Raw genomic sequence first — 18,044 nt, 5'->3', positions numbered from 1 at the left:
GCGCTCCCCTTGAGTCAATCAGTGCTTGCTCGACCAGCCGCTGTAAGTGCCGACGTTGTCGCGGGTGATGAGTTTGGGCGTGAGCAGGGTCACCGCTTCGGCCGGGGCTTTGTCATTGAGCAGGTCATTGCCGACGTTCACCGCGGTCTGGGCCATGGCCCACGGGTCCTGGCTGGCGGAGGCCTGGATCTGTGTGTCGGTCTTGAGCGCATTCTCGATATCCGGTGCGCCGTCCACCGAGGTAATGATGATGCCGCTGCGCTTGAGCTGCTTGGCCGCCAGGTCGCTGCCGATGGCTTGCGGGTCGTTGATCGCGAACAGGCCGTCGATTTTCGGGAAGCGTGTCAGGTAACCCTGCATCGCGTTCAGGCCGCCTTCGCGCGAGCCCTTGGCGTCCTGGTCATCGGACAGCAGCTTGATATCCGGCGCGGTGGCCAGTGCGGCCTTGCAGCCTTTGACGCGGTCGGTCACGGCGGTCACTTGCGGGCCGTTCTGGATGATCACATTGCCTTTGCCCGACAGCTTGTCCACCAGGTACTGGCAGGCCAGCTTGCCGGCTTCGACGTTGTCGGTCTGCACCGTGGCGTTCACACCCTTGGCGTCCACATCCACCGCCACCACCACAATGCCGGCGTCGCGGGCTTTCTTGATCGCCGAGGCCATGGCGGACGGGTCGACGGCGTTGATCAGGATCAGGTCGACCTTGGACGAGATGAAGTTGTCGATCTGCGAGAACTGCTTGCTCAAATCATAGTCAGCCGACACCGACGTCACCTTGACGTTGGGGTTGAGTGCCTTCGCCTGCGCCGTGGCGCCGTCGGCCAGGGTCACGAAATACGGGTTGCCCAAAGAGCCCATGCTGATGCCCAGCGCCTTGAGTTCGCGGGCCTGCACGGCCTGGGACATCAGGGCAGCCAAGGCAATGACGGGGAAGATACGTTTGACGTTCATGGCGGTCTCTCTTGTGATTGTTGTAGGAGTGAACTCAGGTTCGGGCGCCGGACTGGCGATAGCGATCCAGCGCCACCGCGCCGATGATCACGATGCCCTTGATGATGTACTGCCAGATATCCGATACCCCCAGCAGCACCAGGCCATTGGTGAGCACCGCGATGATCAGTGCGCCGATCAGCGTGCCGCCGATGGTGCCGACGCCGCCGGTGAAACTGGTGCCGCCGAGGATCACCGCCGCGATCGCATCCAGCTCGTAGGACTGGCCCAATTGCAAGCCATTGGCGGCGAACAGGCGCGAGGCGCTCATCACCGCGCCAAGCCCGGCCAGGGCGCCGGACATGGCGTAGACGAACAACAGCACTTTCCACACTTTGATTCCCGACAGCCGCGCGGCTTCCGGGTTGCCGCCCACCGAGTAGATCTGCACGCCCATCACCGTGCGGCGCAGAATGAACCACGACAGCGCCACCACGGCCACGGCGATGACCACCAGCCACGGCACGCCGAGGATCGAGTCGTTGCCGATAAAGGCAAACGGCAAGTCGGGGTTGAATACCGTCTTGTCATCGGCCAGCAAGCGCGCCAGGCCACGCATGGCGGTCAGCGCGCCGAGGGTGACGATAAACGGCGGCAGGCGCATGAACGCGATCAATCCGCCGTTGACCAGGCCCAGCAACAGGCCGAAGCCAATACCGGCGGCAATCCCGAACATGCCGAACTGCGGCGACATCGACGCCTGCAGGGCGACCACCGCCGACGCCGCGAGGATCGCGCCAACGGACAGGTCGATACCCGCCGTGAGAATCACGAACGTCATGCCGGCCGCCAACACCACATTCACTGAGGCCTGCTGCGTGATGATCGACAGGTTCTGCATCGTCAGGAAGTTTTCGCTGGCCAGGGCAAAGCCCACCAGTAGCAGCACCAGCACCGGCAACATGCCCACCGTGCGCATCAGCTCGCGTACGCGTTCAGCCTTGCCCGTCGTTGGTGTTGCGATATTCGATTCAGCCATTGACCACCACCTGATCGCCACCGGTGGCGAGGTCGATAATACGTTCCTGGGAGATGACGTGACCGGAGGCCCCGCCGACTTCAGCCACCAACTGGCCTTCGCGCATGACCAGCACACGATCGCAGGTGCCGATGATTTCCGGCAGCTCGCTGGAGATCACCACGATGCCGACACCCGCCTGGGCCAATTGATTGATGATGCGGTAGATCTCGGATTTGGAGCCGATGTCCACGCCACGGGTGGGCTCATCCAGGATGAGCACATGGGGCTTGACCTCCAGCAGCCGCGCCAGCAACACCTTTTGCTGGTTGCCACCGGACAGCGCGCCCACATTGACCTTGCCCGACGCCACGCGGATCGACAGCGCCTTGATCGCGTCGTTGGCGCGCTGTGCGCCATGGCTGCGATCCAGCACACCGCCGGCGTGGGCATCCGGCACACAGGCGCACACATTGATGTTGTCGGCCACGCTCATGTCGAGGAACAGGCCCTGGGCCTTGCGGTCCTCGGTGAGGTACACCACGCCGGCGCGGATCGCATCGGCCGGGGTGCGCAATTGGGTGACGTGCTTGCCGACCACTTCGAGGGTGCCGCTGGTGCGTGGGTCGGCGGCGAAGATCAGTCGCGCCAGCTCCGTGCGCCCTGCCCCGACCAGCCCGGCGATGCCCAGCACTTCGCCGGCATGCAGGTCGAAGCTGCACTGGCGCACGCGTTTGCCGTCGGCCATGTCACGCACGCGCATCACCACATTGCCAGGGTTATAGGCGGCGTGTTCTTTCTTGTAAAAGCCGGAGAGGTCGCGGCCCACCATCATTTTCACCAGCACTTCGGCCGACAACGCATCGCGGCTCAGTTCGCCGATGTACTGGCCGTCGCGCAGCACCGACACACGGTCCGACAACTCGTAGATCTCGGCCATGCGGTGGCTGATGTATATGATCGCCAAGCCCTGGCCGCGCAGTTGTTTGATCAGCGCAAACAGGCGGTCGGTCTCGCGGGAGGACAGCGGCGTGGTCGGCTCGTCCATCACCAGGATCCTGGCGTGGGCATGCAGGGCACGGGCGATTTCCACCAGTTGACGCTCGGCAATCGACAGGCTGCTGACCGGCGTTGAGGGTTTGAACTCGGCGCCCAGGCGTTGCAACACCTCGACGCAGCCGTCCTGCATGCCCTTGCGGTCGATGGTCCAGCCACGCCGCAGCTCGCGGCCCAGGTAGATGTTCTCGGCCACGCTCAGGTTCGGGCACAGGCTCAATTCCTGGTAGATCACGGCGATGCCGAGGGCTTTTGCGGTAGCAGGCGTGAAGGTCGCGACGGGCTGGCCATCGATGCGGATTTCGCCGCCAGGGTCGGCTTGATAGGCGCCGGAGAGAATTTTCATCAGCGTGGATTTGCCGGCACCGTTCTCCCCCATCAAAGCGTGGATTTCGCCGGGGTAGACCTTCAGGCCGACGCTTTTGAGCACGCGCAAACCGTTGAAGGTTTTGCTGATGCCCTGCATCTCAAGCAAGGGTTCAAGGCTCATGGATGAGCTCCTGGATTTATTGTTTTTGTTGTCGAGTGCTGCCGACTCTAGTCCAGATACATTTGCTTACGCAAGCGCTTGCGTGCGCATTTATTTGCCTGATGAAACGTTTCATCCAGCCAAAAAATACGCAAAGCCCTGTAGCGCCGGCTTTTACGCGTCAAATGGATGGCGTAGCCATCAAAACGCCATGTTTTCTGCTATTGTCCCAAGAACGCATCTCCTGCGCGTCGCGTTCGCGCGATCGTCAATGAGCATGCTCCACGCCATCGTGCTCTGCCGATGGCAGGCCTGAAGTTCACGGAATGCTTGGCAATGGACACCCCTCTACCCGACCCGCCCCAATCACGCGCTGAAAAGATCGTTGAGTTCAAACGCCAGAAAACCTTGCTCAAGACCGGTGCGCTGCAGGATGCGATCTTCAACAGCGCGTATTTCTCCAGCATCGCCACTGACGAAAAAGGCGTGATCCAGATTTTCAATGTCGGCGCCGAACGCATGCTCGGCTACGCCGCTGCCGATGTGCTCAACCGCATCACCCCCGCCGACATCTCCGACCCTGCCGAACTGATCACCCGCGCCGCGGCCCTCAGCCTGGAACTCGACACGCCGATCACACCGGGCTTCGAAGCCCTGGTGTTCAAGGCTTCCCGTGGCATCGAGGACATTTATGAACTGACCTATATCCGCAAGGACGGCAGTCGCCTGTCGGCCATGGTCTCGGTGACCGCCTTGCGCAACCGCCATGACACCATCATTGGCTACCTGCTGATCGGTACCGACAACACCGCACGCAAGCAGGAGGAAGCCGAACGCAAAGGCTTCGAGCGCGCGCTGGAAGAAAAGAACCTGGAGCTGGAGCACGCCAGCCACATGAAGTCCGAGTTCCTTGCGACCATGTCCCACGAGTTGCGCACGCCGCTGAACGCGGTGATCGGCTTTTCCGAAGCGCTCAAGGATGGCCTGGTGGGCGATATGAGCGAAGTGCAGCGCGAATACATCGGCGATATTTTCACCAGCGGGCAGCACTTGCTGTCGCTGATCAACGACATTCTCGACCTGTCCAAGGTCGAGGCCGGGATGATGGACCTGGAGCTGGAAGCCGTGGCGCTCGACGGGTTGCTGGCCAACAGCTTGCTGATCGTGCGGGAAAAGGCCGCGCTGCAGCGCATCGAGTTGAAGCTCGAATGTGCGACGGATTTCGGCGTGCTGGCGCTGGACCTGCGCAAGACCAAGCAGATCATCTACAACCTGCTGGCCAATGCGGTGAAGTTCAGTGAGCACGGCGGCCGCGTGACCCTGGCGGTGCGCGAAGTCAGCCGCGCCCAGGTCGGCCAGGTGCCGGGGGATTGGCCGGCCCATGGCTTCGCCCTGCAACCCAGCGCGCACCAGCGGTTTCTGGAACTGAGCGTGAGCGACGCCGGCATCGGTATCGCCGAAGACGACATGAGCAAGCTGTTCAAGGCCTTCAGCCAGATCGACAGCAGCCTGGCGCGCAAGTTTGAAGGCACGGGCCTGGGGCTGGCGATGGTCAAGCAACTGACCGACCTGCACGGCGGCAGCGTCGCTGTGGCCAGTCGCGTGGGCCTGGGCGCCCGCTTCGTAGTGTGGCTGCCATTGCATCGTGCCCCGGAGGCGTCATGGCCGACATCCTGATCGTCGAAGACAACGAGGCGAACATGCGCCTGGCCCGCCTGCTGCTGATCAACGCTGGGCACACGGTGCTGTGGGCCGCCGATGCCGAAATCGGCCTGACCCTGGCCCGGGAAAAACAACCGGCCCTGATCCTGATGGACATCCAACTGCCGGGCATGGACGGCCTGGCCGCCACGTCTCTGCTCAAGCAAGACCCCATCACCGCCCATATCCCGGTGATCGCCCTGACCGCGATGGCGATGAAGGAGGACCGCGAAAAAACCCGACTGGCCGGTTGCGATGCCTACATCATCAAACCGCTGCGCTACAAAGAGCTGTACCAGGTGATCGACAGCTTGCTGCAAAAGACTATCAACCCCCTCACATGAGCCCTCTCCATGGCCAGCCAACCCGCCACGCTGTTGATCGTTGACGACGAACCCCAGGTTCGCAAGCTGCTGGAAACCCTGCTGCAGCATGAGGGCTACCAGACCCTGAGCGCCGCCAGCGGTGAAGAAGCCCTGCTGTTGGTGGCGCAACAGCCGCCGGACCTGATCCTGCTGGACATCATGATGCCGGGCATGGACGGCTACGAAGTGGCCAGCCATTTGAAGGGTGATGAAACCACGGCCAGCATCCCGATCATCATGCTCTCGGCCCTGAGCGAGTCCAGCGCCCGCGTCAGTGGCCTGGAAACCGGCGCCGAGGAGTTCCTCAGCAAGCCGGTGGAGCGCGTCGAGTTATGGCTGCGGGTGCGCAACCTGCTGCGGCTCAAGGCCCGTGGCGACCAGTTGAAAAACCATAGCCTGTTGCTCGAGCAGCAACTGCAGCGGCAAACCGATCAGACCACCGGCATGAGCGTGCACGACCTGGCGCGCCAGGACCTGGAAAAGGACTTGCGCCTGGCGGTTGAGCAACAGGATTTCACCCTGCACTACCAGCCCAAGATCGAGTTGGCCGGTGGCCAGATATGCGCCCTGGAGGCGTTGCTGCGCTGGGAGCGCCCAGGCTATGGGCCAGTGTCTCCAGCGGTGTTCATTCCCATACTGGAGAGCATTGGCTTGATCGTGATTGTCGGGCGCTGGGTGATCGACAGCGTGTGCCGACAGATCGCGACCTGGCAACGCGGCGTTATCGGCGCAGTGGAGGTGTCGGTGAATGTCTCGGGTCACCAATTGATCGAAGGCGACCTAATTGCCGATATCGCCCATACCCTGGCCAGGACCGGGGTTCAGGCCCATTACCTGGAGGTCGAACTGACCGAAAGCTCGCTGATGGAGAACACTCAGCGCACCATCGCCAGCCTGCAGCGCCTGCGCGCCATGGGCGTGAAAATCTCCATCGATGACTTCGGCACCGGCTATTCAAGCCTGGCGTATCTGCGCCGTTTTCCCATCGACACCCTGAAGATCGACATCGCGTTCATCCGCGAAGTCACCACCAACCCACAGGATGCGGCCATCACCCGCACCATCATCGAACTGGCCCACAGCCTGAACCTGCGGGTGGTGGCCGAAGGCGTGGAAACCCAGGAGCAGTTGGCGTTTTTGAAGGAGGCCGGGTGTGACCAGATCCAGGGCTACCTGTTCAGCCGACCATTGCCGGCTTCCACCCTGGAGCGTCTGCTGCTGGAGCGCCTGGTACCCGCGCGTTGACCGATGACTCCAGCGCTCTTGATACTGCGGCTAGCAAGCGTCAAACCACATTGAACCTGTGTCCGGCCATGCCTCTCCAACCTGCATAGACCACGGCCGGATGCACGCTTGATGACGTTTATTTTATGGATGGCCGTACTCGGGGCTATTTTGCTGATATTGGCCCTCACCTCCTCCTACCTGCGCTGGATGCCGGTGACTACCTCGGCGGTGTGCCTGTTGCTGGGGGTCGCCATCGGCCCGATGGGCGCTAACCTGCTGCACCTGGACATCAAGGGCTCGGCCCGCTGGATGGAGCACCTGACTGAAGTTGCGGTGCTGTTTTCACTGTTCGTCAGCGGCTTGAAACTGCGCCTGCCCCTCAAGCATCGCACCTGGCGTATCGCCTTCGGCATGGCCGGGCCGGTGATGCTATTGACCATCTTCGGCGTGTGCCTGGCGTTGCACTATCTGTTGGCGTTGTCATGGGGCGCGTCATTGCTGGTCGGCGCCATGCTCGCACCGACTGACCCGGTGCTGGCCGGCCTGGTCCAGGTCAACAATGCCCAGGACGATGACCCCCTGCGTTTCGGCTTGTCCGGTGAAGCCGGGCTGAACGATGGCACGGCTTTTCCCTTTGTGATTTTCGCGCTGCTGTTCATGCAGCACGGCGGCTTCGACGGTGACTGGCTGGGTAGCTGGGTACTGAAGAACCTGCTGTGGGCGGTGCCGGCCGGCTTGTTGATTGGCTACTGGATGGGCCGGGGCATCGGGCGTGTGACCTTGCGCATGCGCATCGCCAATGCCGACAGCACCCTGTCGCCCAACGATTACCTGACCCTGGCCCTGATTGCCTTGGCCTACGTGGCGGCGCAAGCCGTGGGTGGCTATGGCTTCCTGGCGGTATTCGCCGCCGGGCTGGGGTTGCGCCAGGCCGAATTCAAATCCAGCGGCAAAGCGCAGACACCGTCCGAGCACCTGGCCCAACCCGTGGTCGGGCATCTGGAAGTGGCGCCGGAAAAAGCCTTGCACGGCGATGTCAGCGCGCTGGAGGACACGCAAATTGCCGCCGGGGTCATGATGGGCGACATGCTCGCGTTCGGCGGGCTGGTGGAGCGTTCGATGGAAGTGTTCCTGGTGACGGTGCTGGGGATCGTGCTTGCCAGTCATTGGGATTGGCGCGCCCTGCCGATAGCGGCGTTGTTGTTCTGCGTGATCCGGCCGCTGAGCGTATTGGCGATGCCCTGGGGACGCCTGATCGATCTTCGCCAACGCGGCTTGATGGGCTGGTTCGGTATTCGCGGGATCGGCAGTATCTTCTACCTGTTCTATGCCCTCAATCACGGCCTGATCGGCACCAGCAGCGCGGTAGCCGTGGACCTTACGGTGTCGGTGATAGCCTTGAGCATTGTCGTGCATGGCCTGAGCACTCAGCCGATGCTGGCGTGGTACGAGCGCCGTGCCGTGCAAAAAACGTGACGCCTGGCCGCTGTAATCACAACGGGCGCAGGCCGGTGGGCAGCCCGAGCAAGACGTTTGCTGCAAGCTCGAGCCCCCTTGGCAGCCATCGGATCAGTCCTGCTCCTCGGTGTTGCCGACGTCCGCCGCTTCATCCAAGTCGTTGAGCGGCACTTCGGCATCGTCCATCAACGAACCTGGGTCTTCATTTCCAGGATCGTTGAGTTCTTCATCCAGTTCTTTTGACATAACTGTCTCCTCTAACCGCCTTGGGTATCGATATCAGCATCGGTTTCAGGCTTGGGCTCGAGCGGCTCAGGCTTGAAGTCTGGACTGTAGTCGTTTTCCTTGGCCTTTGGGTCGCTTGCCGGCGCTGGATCTTTGGGCGCATCGGCGCCAGTGCTGGGGGCCGGCTCGCCACCGTCGATCGCTGGGTCGTTGCGGTTACTGGTTTGGGGATCGTTGTTTGTCGTCATGGCACACCTCTTACAGGCCTGTGGGGAATCTATACCCCGTAATGCTAAGGCGCCGCGTTACTGGATGAAGTTCCGTACGATTGCTCATCGCAACGGGTTGTCGACCTGGATGTAGAAGGCGTAGATGCCCAATACCAGCCAGAACCCCATGAATAGCCAAGGCGCGCGCATGGAAAACAGCAGCGATTTGCGATAGCCCTTGTGGGTCGACTCCATTTCGGAAAACAACGGCGAGTCATCGTAGGCCATGCCCATCACCGGTTCACTGCGCAGCAGCTCGCTTTGCTTGTAGTGCCAGTGATCGATGATCTCGTAGGCGGCGCGTATGCCCGGCCAGGCGTTGAGTGAGCTGAGGATCCCCAGCGCGGCGAGAATGGCCGGCACCAGCAGGGTGAACAGCTTGCCCCACTCCGGGTTGAGATTGCCCATCCCGGAGACGAAGGCAATGACCAGAAATGACTGGGCGGTGAGGTAGGCGTCGGTGCGGTTGGCCAGGATGCTGGTTTCGTACTGGATCTCGCGACGATAGAAGTCGAGACGGTCCTTGGGCGAACCGAAGATCTTGGCGTTGTGCTCGCTGTGGTCGGTCAGGGCCGCTTCCGGGGTATTGGGCGAAATGATTCTGGGCACGACGAAGGGCTCCACAAGGTTTCAAGGCTTATTAGAAGAAGCGCGCCTGGGTGAAGTTCAAGTTTGTCGCGCACCAAATTGAAGCGTTGTGGCGCGGGCGCTTGCTTGCGCCGGGCGGCAATGGTCCTGCAAAAGAACGAGCTGCGCACTCCAGCGGGAGAATCAGCGTGTCTCAGCGGTTCCGGCACACGCCTTGCTTAAACCATTCATCTGCCCACATTCAGGAGCATTCGTTACCCCCCGACCCAGAGCCGACCCCATAAGAAAGTAAGGACCAGGCCCGTTGGCACCCTCGACCACGGGCTCATAAAAAATGCGTTTAAAAGCGGCAGTGCCCCCCGCGCTCCCCTCGGCACTGACAAGGTACTGGAATGGCTCGATCTTTCTTTGACGAAATGAATGACGCGCAAGGCGTTTGCCGCGCGCACTACCAGGATTTCTCCCGCTGGCTGGCCAACACGCCGCCGGAACTGCTGGCCCAGCGACGCCGCGAAGCCGATTTGCTATTCCACCGCGCCGGGATCACCTTCACCCTCTATGGCGACGAACAGGACACCGAGCGCCTGATCCCCTTCGATATCATCCCGCGCAGCATCCCCGCCAGCGAATGGAGCGTGATCGAGCGTGGCTGCATCCAGCGGGTCAACGCGCTGAACATGTTCCTCGCCGACATCTACCACGACCAGCGCATCATCAAGGCCGGGATCATCCCGGCCGACCAGGTGCTGGGCAACGAGGGCTATCAACAGGCAATGGTCGGCCTCGACCTGCACCGGGGCATCTATTCGCATATTTCCGGGGTGGACCTGGTGCGCGACGGCGACGGCACCTACTACGTGCTCGAAGACAACCTGCGCACTCCCAGCGGCGTGAGCTACATGCTCGAAGACCGCAAGATGATGATGCGCCTGTTCCCGGAAGTGTTCGCCAAGCAGCGTATTGCGCCGGTGGACCATTACCCCAACCTGCTGCTCAAGACCCTGAAAAGCTCGAGCCGCCTGGACAACCCCAACGTGGTGGTGCTGACGCCGGGCCGCTTCAACAGCGCGTTTTTCGAACACGCCTTCCTCGCCCGGGAGATGGGGGTGGAGCTGGTGGAAGGCGCCGACCTGTTCGTCCACGACCTCAAGGTGTTCATGCGCACCACCGACGGCCCCAAGGCGGTGGACGTGATTTACCGGCGCATTGACGACGCGTTCCTCGACCCCGAGGCGTTCAATCCCGACTCGATGCTCGGCGTGCCCGGCCTGGTCGCGGCGTATTGCGCCGGCAACGTGGTGCTGGCCAACGCCATCGGCACCGGCGTGGCGGATGACAAGTCGATCTACCCCTATGTCCCGGCCATGATCCGCTTCTACCTGGATGAAGAGCCGGTGCTGCAAAACGTGCCGACCTTCCAGTGCCGCAAGCCGGAGGAGCTGTCCCATGTACTGGCCAACCTTGAGCACCTGGTGGTCAAGGAAACCCAGGGCTCCGGCGGCTACGGCATGCTGGTCGGCCCGGCGTCCAGCGCCGCCGAGATCGAGGACTTCCGACAGCGCATCAAGGCCCGGCCCCACGCCTACATTGCACAGCCGACCCTGAGCCTGTCGACCTGCCCGACCTTTGTCGAAAACGGCATCGCGCCACGGCATATCGACCTGCGCCCCTTTGTGCTGTCGGGCAAGGAAACGCGCCTGGTGCCCGGTGGCCTGACGCGCGTGGCATTGCGTGAAGGCTCGCTGATCGTCAACTCGTCGCAAGGCGGCGGAACCAAGGACACCTGGGTGGTGGAGGGCTGAGTATGTTGAGTAGAACCGCCGCAGACTTGTACTGGATGTCCCGCTACCTGGAACGCGCCGAGAACCTGGCGCGCATGCTGGAAGTCAGCTATTCGCTGTCGTTGATGCCCCAGGCCGGGCGCAGCGATGGGCTGGATGAACTGGCGATGTCACTGCTAAGCAGCGGCACCCTGGACAGTTACCTGGAGCGCCACACGCAACTGGACGCCGAACGCATGCTGCATTTCTTCGCCCTGGATGAAGAAAACCCGGCGAGCATCTACAACTGCCTGCGCGCCGCCCGGAGCAACGCCCATGCGGTACGCGGACGCATCACCGCCGACATGTGGGAAAACCTCAACGCCACCTGGCTGGAAATGCGCAGCATCGCCGCTGGCGGCCTGGCGCGACACGGCATCAGCCACTTCTGTGACTGGGTCAAGCAACGCTCGCACCTGTTTCGCGGCGCCACCTCCGGCACCATCATGCGCAATGACGCCTATCGATTCATTCGCCTGGGCACCTTTGTCGAGCGCGCGGATAACACCCTGCGCCTGCTGGATGCGCGTTATGAGATGTTTGGTGAAGAGTCCGAAGAAGTCAGCGACCTGTCGGCACGCGGTTATTACCAGTGGAGCGCCCTGCTGCGCGCGTTATCGTCGTTCGAGGCGTATACCGAGTTGTACCCGAACGCCTTGAACGCACGCTCGGTGTCGGAGTTGCTCCTGCTGCGCAGTGATGTGCCGCGCTCGCTGCATGCGTGCATCGAGGAACTGAGCCATATCCTCGCCGACCTGCCCGGCAGCTACGGGCGCACCGCGCAGCGCCTGGCGGCGGAGTTCGAGGCGCGGCTCAGGTACACGGGCATCGATGAGATCCTGGAAGACGGGCTGCACACACGGCTGACGGACTTTATCGACAGCGTGCGCGAGTTGGCGCGATCGATACAGAGCTCCTATCTGGAAGTGGTCTAAGCCCCAACACCGTGCAAATGTGGGAGGGGGCTTGCCCCCGATGGCGGTCTATCAGCCAGCTTATGTGTAGCTGACCCACCGCTATCGGGGGCAAGCCCCCTCCCACAATGGGTCTAGGTATCAATCGACCACCATTTGGGCAACAACTGCCGCACCCGCGCCTCGCCAAAGCGGTCATCGATCAACATCACCACCCCGCGGTCGTGCTGGCTGCGGATCACCCTCCCCGCCGCCTGCACGACTTTCTGGATACCGGGGTACAAATAGGTGTAGTCATACCCCGCGCCGAAGATCGCGCCCATGCGAATCTTCATCTGTTCATTCACCGGGTTGAGCTGCGGCAAGCCCAAGGTGGCGATAAACGCCCCGATCAGGCGCGCACCGGGCAAATCGATGCCCTCGCCAAAGGCGCCGCCCAGCACCGCAAAGCCGATGCCCTGGCTGTGCTGGGTGAACTGGTCCAGAAAAGCCTGGCGCTGCGCCTCGGCCATGCCCCGCGACTGCAACCACAGCGCAATCTGCGGATGACGCTCGGCCATCAACTGCGCCACTTGTTGCAGGTAATCGAAGCTTGAGAAAAACGCCAGGTAGTTGCCGGGTTGCTCGGCAAATTGCCGGGCGATCAAGGCCACAATGGGTTCCAGCGACGCTTGGCGATGCACAAAGCGTGTGGAAATACGCTCGACAATGCTCACCCGCAATTGCTCGGCCTGGAACGGCGATTCGACGTCGACCCAGGCGGTGTCCGTCGGCAGCCCGAGCAGGTCGGCGTAATAGTGGCGTGGGCTCAGGGTTGCGGAAAACAGCACGCTGCTGCGCGCGGCGGTCAACCTGGGCCGGATGAATTCGGCCGGCACCACGTTGCGCAGGCACAGGGTCGAACTGCTGCGCTTGCCGCTGAATGTGCGTTTGCTGATATCGAAGATGAAGTGCTCATTGAACAGCTCGGCCACCTTGGCAAATTGCAGCGCCTCGAAGTAGAAGGCTTGCAGGTCGCCGTTGAGCGCTTCGGGATGCTCGTTGAAGTAATCGCCCATGGCGCTGGCACACAGGCTCAGGGCCTGGAGCAGCTTGTCGGGTTTGGCCGCGTAGGCCAGATACGGCGCGAGCTGGTCCTTGTGCAAAGCGTTCCACTCACGGTTCAGGCGCTGCAAGGGCTTTTTCAGCACCTCGGGCGCACTCTCGCGCAGGGTCTTGAGGCTGTACTGATCGAGGCTCGCGCTGTACATCGAACGCGCGCGCTCGACCAGGTTATGGGCTTCGTCCACCAGCACTGCGACGCGCCATTGATTGAGCTGGGCCAAGCCGAAGAGCATCGCGCCAAAATCGAAATAGTAGTTGTAGTCGGCGACCACAACGTCGGTCCAGCGCGCCATTTCCTGGCTCAGGTAATACGGGCACACATTGTGGGCCAGCGCCACTTCGCGCAGATTACGTTGATCAAGCAGGCGAACCCCGGACGCCGCCTGGCGCGCGGCGGGCAAACGGTCGTAAAAGCCCTTGGCCAGCGGGCACGAATCGCCGTGGCAGGCTTTATCCGGGTGCTCGCACGCCTTGTCCCGCGCCACCAGTTCCAGCACCCGCAAAGGCAAGTCGGGGCTGCTGTCGTACAGCACCTGGGCGGCATCCAGCGCCAACTTGCGCCCAGGCGTCTTGGCGGTGAGGAAAAACACCGTGTCCAATTGCTGCGGTGCCAGGGCCTTGAGCAGCGGAAACAGCGTGCCGACGGTCTTGCCGATGCCGGTAGGTGCCTGGGCCATCAGGCAGCGGCCGGTACTCACCGCTTTGTACACCGATTCGGCCAGCGCGCGCTGGCCGCTGCGAAACTCGGCGTGGGGAAACGCCAGGCTCTGCGCGGCGCTATTGCGCGCTTCACGGTGCTGCATCTGCTGGTGGGCCCAGTGCAGGAACAGCGCGCATTGCTGGTTGAAGAAATGTTCGAGGTCGGGCGCGGTAAAGCGTTGCTTGAGCAGGGTTTCGCCCTCGCCGACGATATCGAAGTACACCAGCGCCAGTTCGATGTCATCGAGCCCGAGCTTCTGGCACATCAACCAACCGTAGACCTTGACCTGGGCCCAATGCAGTTGCCGATGGTTGGCCGGCTGGGCCTGGAGGTCACCGCGATAGGTTTTTACTTCTTCGAGGCGATTGCTGTCCGGGTCATAGCCGTCCGCCCTGCCGCGTACCTTGAGTTGCTGATACTCGCCTTCGAGCGCCACTTCGTTCTGATAGTGGGCGCTGCGCCGCGACGCCACCGTGCGATGGCCGACGATGCCTTCCTGGGCGCTGGGCGATGGGGTAAAGCGCAGGTCCAGGTCTCCGACCTTGGCCGTGAACTCACACAACGCCCGCACCGCGACGCTATAGCTCAAGCGGACTCTGCCCAGCGCACATAACAGACCGTGACCGGCATCTGGTACTCACCGCAGAATTCCAGCCAGCGCAGCTGGTTGTCCTGCAGACGGTCGCCAGGGCCCTTGACCTCGATCATGCGGTAGGTTTTTTGCGCCGGCCAGAACTGGATCAAGTCGGGCATCCCGGCGCGGTTGGCGCGAATGTCCAGCAGCAGCCGCTCGAACCAGTAGCGCAAATGTTCGGCAGGCAGGCACGTCAGGGCTTGCTCCAGCAACTCTTCGCTGAGCAGATTCCAGAACACAAAGGGCGACTGAATCCCCCATTTGTCCACATAGCGTTGGCGGATAGTGGTTTTGTAGCGCTCGTCGCGCAGTTGCTCGAAGCACGCGCTGAACAAGGCGGCGCGGCGTTGCTGGAAGTCTTCGCTGTGCAGGTCGGCCGGCCCGCGCTGGAACGGGTGGAAAAACGCGCCCGGCAGCGGCGCAAAAATCACATCCCAGCACAGCAGGCCGAACAGTGAATTGATCAGGCCATTTTCCACATAATGCACCGGCGCGTCCGGCTCGCTCAGATGGGCCTGCACGCAATATTCCACCGACATCAGCGGCTCGGGGAATGCCAAGGCGAGGTCCAGGCGCGTGAGGGGCCGCGGCTTGGCCTTCGCCACCTTCGGCTCACCCAGCTTGCGCCGCAGGCGCGGCACTACGCGCAGCAGGTGTTGCTGCTCGGCGGCGCTTTCCGGCGCCTGTTGCGCGGCGACGGCCAACGCCAGGGCGGGCGCATAAGCCTCCTGGCGTTCCAATACGCGGATCAATCGTGCGCGCGCGCCGGGATAGCTGCAGCCGCGATAGATCTGCTCGGCCAAGCCCAATTCAGCGCTGCGTTCACAGCATTGGCCGATCTGGAACAGCAACTTGGCGCGGCGTTTTTCCAGCCAGGGGTTGTCGGTGTGCAAGCTAGCGATGTGGGCCAACACCGTTTCCAGCGCCTCACCCGCCTCAAACGCTTGCTGGCACTGGTGCAGGAACACACAGCCCTCCACGTCGGCGCGGCTGCGCAACCCACGGGACTCGGCGCAGAACGGCACCTTCTCATAGGTGTAAATGCCCAGGTCCGCCAGCACGAACTCCGACCAGTCCTGGTAGAGGTTGCCGAAAAACATCAGGCGCAGGCGGTCGCACAGCTCCATCACGGTGAGGCTGTAGAGCACGTCCTGCAGTTCGGGGCACCAACGGGCAAAGCTGCGGCGTTCATTGAACCGCGCAGCCAATGGCGCCAGCCAGTCGGACTTCCTGGCGCTGGGCTGGTCGATCCAGGGCTTGAAGGCCATGAGCAGTTCGCCTTTTTGCAGCAAGCCGAACAGTTCATCAAAGCCCAACAGGCATTGATCATCGACCCAACCGCTCGCCAGCAGTGGCTGCATGGCCGCATGGGGGCAGCCGATTTCCAGGTAATCGAGCTTTGCTCCACGAAAATGCACACCCTTGCGCATGACCATGCGTACCAATAACGCCTGGGACGCTTGCGGCAACCTGTCGAATTGCTGAATGAACTGCAATTCGTCCGGGTCGAGCAAATCGGCGTAGCGCTGCTGCAACCCGATCAGCACTTGGCGGAAGTTGTGCAGGTAATACAAGGGGTCTTCAAGGGGGTGGGCCATGGCGCAGAGCAATCAACTACTGGTTATGCATACAGAGTGCCGTCGCAAACGCATTGTTGCAATCGGTAATAGATAAATGGCGCCTGCAACTTTTTGCAAAAAAGCGATCAGATGTGGGAGCTGATCGCGTAACATTTATGCCCCGCAGCCAGACGCTGCGGGGCTTTTCAAGGTAAAGGTAAGGGTAATGAACATGAAGAATTTGGGTCTGCCGCTGGTTGCACTCACTTTTCTGGTATTGGCCGGTTGCTCCACGCAAACCGTGGTGACGTTGCAAAACGGCACACAGTATTTGACCAAGGACACACCCAACGCCAAAACCGCCGACGGCTTCTATGAGTTCACCGATATCGCCGGCAAGCGCATCCGTATCAAGGCCGCTGACGTGGCGACGGTGCGCAAGGAACAATAAAACTGTGGGAGGGGGCTTGCTCCCGATGGCGGTCTGTCAGCCAGCTTATGTGTAGCTGACCCACCGCCATCGGGAGCAAGTCGAATCGTCGCACCGCCCCTCCCACAGTTTTGACCGCGTTCCAATAGTTAGCCGATCACGATCCCCTCCCCCGACAAACTGCTCACACCCACCAGTGTCACCGAGTCGGCGCCGAAGCTGATCACGGTATCGCCGCCCACCACCTTGGCGTGGTCACGATAATCCGTGCTGCCCCCTACCCCGTCGAACACCAGCTTATCCGTCGCCTGATAGCCGATCACCCGGTCATTGCCAAACTGCCCGCTGAACAGAAAGGTGTTATGTCCGCTGCTGTCGCGAATCGTGTCGTTACCTTTGCCACCCTCGATAAAGTCCGCGCCCTTGCCGCCCTGGATCAGGTCGTTGCCGTGGCTGCCGATAATGAAGGTATTGCCCTGGTGCGCTTCGGCGTTACGGTTGAGGTCTTGCACCCAGGTGGTGGCCCGCGCCGGGTCGGACAGGTTGGCAACGATCACCGTGGAGTCGCGGGTCATCTGCTCGTAGAAGCCGGAGTCGAGAATGCGCGTCATGCCGTCGCCATAGCCGGTGGGCAAGTGCGACACCCAGGTCGGCAGGTTGAGGATGGAAAACGGCAGCGCGTTCCATAGCGTCGACGCGTAGTGGTCGTTGAAGCTGACGATATTATCGGTACTGGACTCGTGGGGCTTGTCGTGCACGCCAAACGACGACAGGTTGGAGGAGTAGCCATCCAGCGCACGGAACACCGGGTCATTTTCGTAGCCCACGTTCAGCACCTTGTCACCGGCACTCTGGGTCGGCGAGGCATAGGCCACGTAGTTGGAATCCTTGTAAAAGCTCGACCATTTGCTGTCGCTCAGGTCGGCCATGCTGTTGACCGCAAGCCCTCCCAGGCTGTGGCCGCTGACCACCACGTCGTGGCCGCTCAGGCCGTGGGCACCGGCATACTCGGCGACGTTCTTGAGCAGGCCGCCGAAGGCTTCGCTAGCGTAGTTTTTTGCGTAGTCCTTGGGGCCGAGGGCAGCAAGCAAGTCGCTGACCAGGTCGCCGATGGAATCGGTGATCAAGTTTTCACGCGGCCCGGACGTGCCGCGAAAACCGATACCGATCTCCAGCAACGTGCCCGCGTCATCGTACTTGCCCAGCACCTCGACCTGTGCCGTGGTGTAGCCGGGCTTCTCGCCGAAAAAGGTACCCCGGGCATCAACCTTGCCGGTGTAGCCGAGGGTGCTGGCGCTGATGGGCGTCCAGCCGGCCTGTTGCACCGCTTCGAGGGCGGCTTTTTCCGAATCGGGGTTCCAGGGCAGGCCGGGAATCACCCCCTGGGAATCGGTGCTGCCCAGCAAGGCCCCGACCAGCGTGGCCGGCAGGCCCAAGCCCAGGCCATTGTGCTGATACCCCACGGCGAAGCCGTTATCCAGATTGTGGTAGGAATACAACGTGATCGCCATCGCATCGGCGAACAACGCTTTGGAGCCCTCGGTCCCGAGGTTTTTATAGTCAAAGATACCCATGAT

The 18,044-nt window shown here is 61.9% G+C and carries 16 protein-coding genes; 7 read left to right on the top strand and 9 right to left on the bottom strand.

Features of this window, described 5'->3' with window-relative positions; genetic code table 11:
- Positions 1 to 18: 18 nt before the first annotated feature.
- The 3 genes from C4J91_RS13905 to C4J91_RS13895 are packed head-to-tail and all read right to left on the bottom strand — an operon-like array spanning position 19 to position 3,494.
- On the bottom strand, positions 19 to 951 hold the full coding sequence (locus C4J91_RS13905) for an ABC transporter substrate-binding protein (RefSeq protein WP_124362857.1): 933 nt from the start codon (positions 949 to 951) through the stop codon (positions 19 to 21).
- 34 nt (positions 952 to 985) lie between these two features.
- The gene (locus C4J91_RS13900) at positions 986 to 1,969 is read right to left on the bottom strand and encodes a ribose ABC transporter permease (protein ID WP_124362856.1); all 984 of its coding nucleotides are present in this window, start codon (positions 1,967 to 1,969) and stop codon (positions 986 to 988) included.
- Positions 1,962 to 3,494, bottom strand: coding sequence for a sugar ABC transporter ATP-binding protein (locus C4J91_RS13895; RefSeq protein ID WP_124362855.1), 1,533 nt, complete (start codon positions 3,492 to 3,494; stop codon positions 1,962 to 1,964). The genes C4J91_RS13900 and C4J91_RS13895 overlap by 8 nt, the downstream gene beginning before the upstream one ends.
- 315 nt (positions 3,495 to 3,809) lie before the next feature.
- Between C4J91_RS13895 and C4J91_RS13890 the strand changes: the two genes are divergently transcribed.
- The 4 genes from C4J91_RS13890 (at position 3,810) to C4J91_RS13875 (ending at position 8,242) form a co-directional block, all read left to right on the top strand.
- A complete protein-coding gene (locus C4J91_RS13890) occupies positions 3,810 to 5,150 on the top strand; it encodes a HAMP domain-containing sensor histidine kinase (protein WP_124362854.1) in 1,341 nt (446 codons plus the stop codon).
- A complete protein-coding gene (locus tag C4J91_RS13885) occupies positions 5,135 to 5,518 on the top strand; it encodes a response regulator (RefSeq protein WP_124362853.1) in 384 nt (127 codons plus the stop codon). Before C4J91_RS13890 ends, C4J91_RS13885 begins: the two co-directional genes overlap by 16 nt.
- Before the next feature lie 9 nt (positions 5,519 to 5,527).
- Positions 5,528 to 6,784 (top strand): EAL domain-containing response regulator, encoded by a 1,257-nt coding sequence (locus tag C4J91_RS13880; RefSeq protein ID WP_124362852.1) that lies wholly within the window; start codon positions 5,528 to 5,530, stop codon positions 6,782 to 6,784.
- 111 nt (positions 6,785 to 6,895) lie between these two features.
- Positions 6,896 to 8,242, top strand: a complete 1,347-nt coding sequence (locus C4J91_RS13875; RefSeq protein ID WP_124362851.1) for a sodium:proton antiporter — start codon at positions 6,896 to 6,898, stop codon at positions 8,240 to 8,242.
- Between the two features lie 93 nt (positions 8,243 to 8,335).
- Here C4J91_RS13875 and C4J91_RS27800 read toward each other — a convergent pair whose 3' ends face one another.
- The 3 genes from C4J91_RS27800 to C4J91_RS13865 form a co-directional block, all read right to left on the bottom strand.
- On the bottom strand, positions 8,336 to 8,470 hold the full coding sequence (locus tag C4J91_RS27800) for a hypothetical protein (protein ID WP_256658857.1): 135 nt from the start codon (positions 8,468 to 8,470) through the stop codon (positions 8,336 to 8,338).
- Between the two features lie 11 nt (positions 8,471 to 8,481).
- The gene (locus tag C4J91_RS13870) at positions 8,482 to 8,697 is read right to left on the bottom strand and encodes a hypothetical protein (protein ID WP_124362850.1); all 216 of its coding nucleotides are present in this window, start codon (positions 8,695 to 8,697) and stop codon (positions 8,482 to 8,484) included.
- An 84-nt stretch (positions 8,698 to 8,781) separates the two neighbouring features.
- The gene (locus C4J91_RS13865; protein WP_124362849.1) at positions 8,782 to 9,327 is read right to left on the bottom strand and encodes a hypothetical protein; all 546 of its coding nucleotides are present in this window, start codon (positions 9,325 to 9,327) and stop codon (positions 8,782 to 8,784) included.
- Between the two features lie 371 nt (positions 9,328 to 9,698).
- Here C4J91_RS13865 and C4J91_RS13860 point away from each other — a divergent pair, with 371 nt between their 5' ends.
- Positions 9,699 to 11,108: a circularly permuted type 2 ATP-grasp protein gene (locus tag C4J91_RS13860; RefSeq protein ID WP_124362848.1), complete on the top strand. Its 1,410-nt coding sequence runs from the start codon at positions 9,699 to 9,701 to the stop codon at positions 11,106 to 11,108.
- Between the two features lie 2 nt (positions 11,109 to 11,110).
- On the top strand, positions 11,111 to 12,061 hold the full coding sequence (locus C4J91_RS13855) for an alpha-E domain-containing protein (protein ID WP_124362847.1): 951 nt from the start codon (positions 11,111 to 11,113) through the stop codon (positions 12,059 to 12,061).
- A 113-nt stretch (positions 12,062 to 12,174) separates the two neighbouring features.
- Here C4J91_RS13855 and C4J91_RS13850 read toward each other — a convergent pair whose 3' ends face one another.
- Together C4J91_RS13850 and C4J91_RS13845 are read right to left on the bottom strand one after the other, a co-directional pair.
- The gene (locus tag C4J91_RS13850) at positions 12,175 to 14,433 is read right to left on the bottom strand and encodes an ATP-dependent DNA helicase (protein ID WP_124362846.1); all 2,259 of its coding nucleotides are present in this window, start codon (positions 14,431 to 14,433) and stop codon (positions 12,175 to 12,177) included.
- Positions 14,430 to 16,076: a VRR-NUC domain-containing protein gene (locus C4J91_RS13845; protein WP_124362845.1), complete on the bottom strand. Its 1,647-nt coding sequence runs from the start codon at positions 16,074 to 16,076 to the stop codon at positions 14,430 to 14,432. Before C4J91_RS13845 ends, C4J91_RS13850 begins: the two co-directional genes overlap by 4 nt.
- A 187-nt stretch (positions 16,077 to 16,263) precedes the next feature.
- Between C4J91_RS13845 and C4J91_RS13840 the strand changes: the two genes are divergently transcribed.
- Positions 16,264 to 16,488, top strand: coding sequence for a YgdI/YgdR family lipoprotein (locus C4J91_RS13840; protein WP_124362844.1), 225 nt, complete (start codon positions 16,264 to 16,266; stop codon positions 16,486 to 16,488).
- A gap of 128 nt (positions 16,489 to 16,616) precedes the next feature.
- Here the strand turns inward: C4J91_RS13840 and C4J91_RS13835 are convergent, their stop codons facing one another.
- Positions 16,617 to 18,041: a lipase gene (locus C4J91_RS13835; RefSeq protein ID WP_124362843.1), complete on the bottom strand. Its 1,425-nt coding sequence runs from the start codon at positions 18,039 to 18,041 to the stop codon at positions 16,617 to 16,619.
- Between the last annotated feature and the right edge of the window lie 3 nt (positions 18,042 to 18,044).

Origin of the sequence: Pseudomonas sp. R3-52-08 (assembly GCF_003851745.1) — a bacterium.
Lineage (GTDB): Bacteria > Pseudomonadota > Gammaproteobacteria > Pseudomonadales > Pseudomonadaceae > Aquipseudomonas.
Note: the sequence above shows the minus strand (reverse complement) of the source record. Positions and strands in the feature narration are given on the sequence as shown.

Coding starts and splice junctions, on each gene's coding strand:
- C4J91_RS13905 (WP_124362857.1), bottom strand. CDS start 951: ATGAACGTCAAACGTATCTTCCCCGTCATTGCCTTGGCTGCCCTGATG.
- C4J91_RS13900 (WP_124362856.1), bottom strand. CDS start 1,969: ATGGCTGAATCGAATATCGCAACACCAACGACGGGCAAGGCTGAACGC.
- C4J91_RS13895 (WP_124362855.1), bottom strand. CDS start 3,494: ATGAGCCTTGAACCCTTGCTTGAGATGCAGGGCATCAGCAAAACCTTC.
- C4J91_RS13890 (WP_124362854.1), top strand. CDS start 3,810: ATGGACACCCCTCTACCCGACCCGCCCCAATCACGCGCTGAAAAGATC.
- C4J91_RS13885 (WP_124362853.1), top strand. CDS start 5,135: ATGGCCGACATCCTGATCGTCGAAGACAACGAGGCGAACATGCGCCTG.
- C4J91_RS13880 (WP_124362852.1), top strand. CDS start 5,528: ATGGCCAGCCAACCCGCCACGCTGTTGATCGTTGACGACGAACCCCAG.
- C4J91_RS13875 (WP_124362851.1), top strand. CDS start 6,896: ATGACGTTTATTTTATGGATGGCCGTACTCGGGGCTATTTTGCTGATA.
- C4J91_RS27800 (WP_256658857.1), bottom strand. CDS start 8,470: ATGTCAAAAGAACTGGATGAAGAACTCAACGATCCTGGAAATGAAGAC.
- C4J91_RS13870 (WP_124362850.1), bottom strand. CDS start 8,697: ATGACGACAAACAACGATCCCCAAACCAGTAACCGCAACGACCCAGCG.
- C4J91_RS13860 (WP_124362848.1), top strand. CDS start 9,699: ATGGCTCGATCTTTCTTTGACGAAATGAATGACGCGCAAGGCGTTTGC.
- C4J91_RS13855 (WP_124362847.1), top strand. CDS start 11,111: ATGTTGAGTAGAACCGCCGCAGACTTGTACTGGATGTCCCGCTACCTG.
- C4J91_RS13845 (WP_124362845.1), bottom strand. CDS start 16,076: ATGGCCCACCCCCTTGAAGACCCCTTGTATTACCTGCACAACTTCCGC.
- C4J91_RS13840 (WP_124362844.1), top strand. CDS start 16,264: ATGAACATGAAGAATTTGGGTCTGCCGCTGGTTGCACTCACTTTTCTG.
- C4J91_RS13835 (WP_124362843.1), bottom strand. CDS start 18,041: ATGGGTATCTTTGACTATAAAAACCTCGGGACCGAGGGCTCCAAAGCG.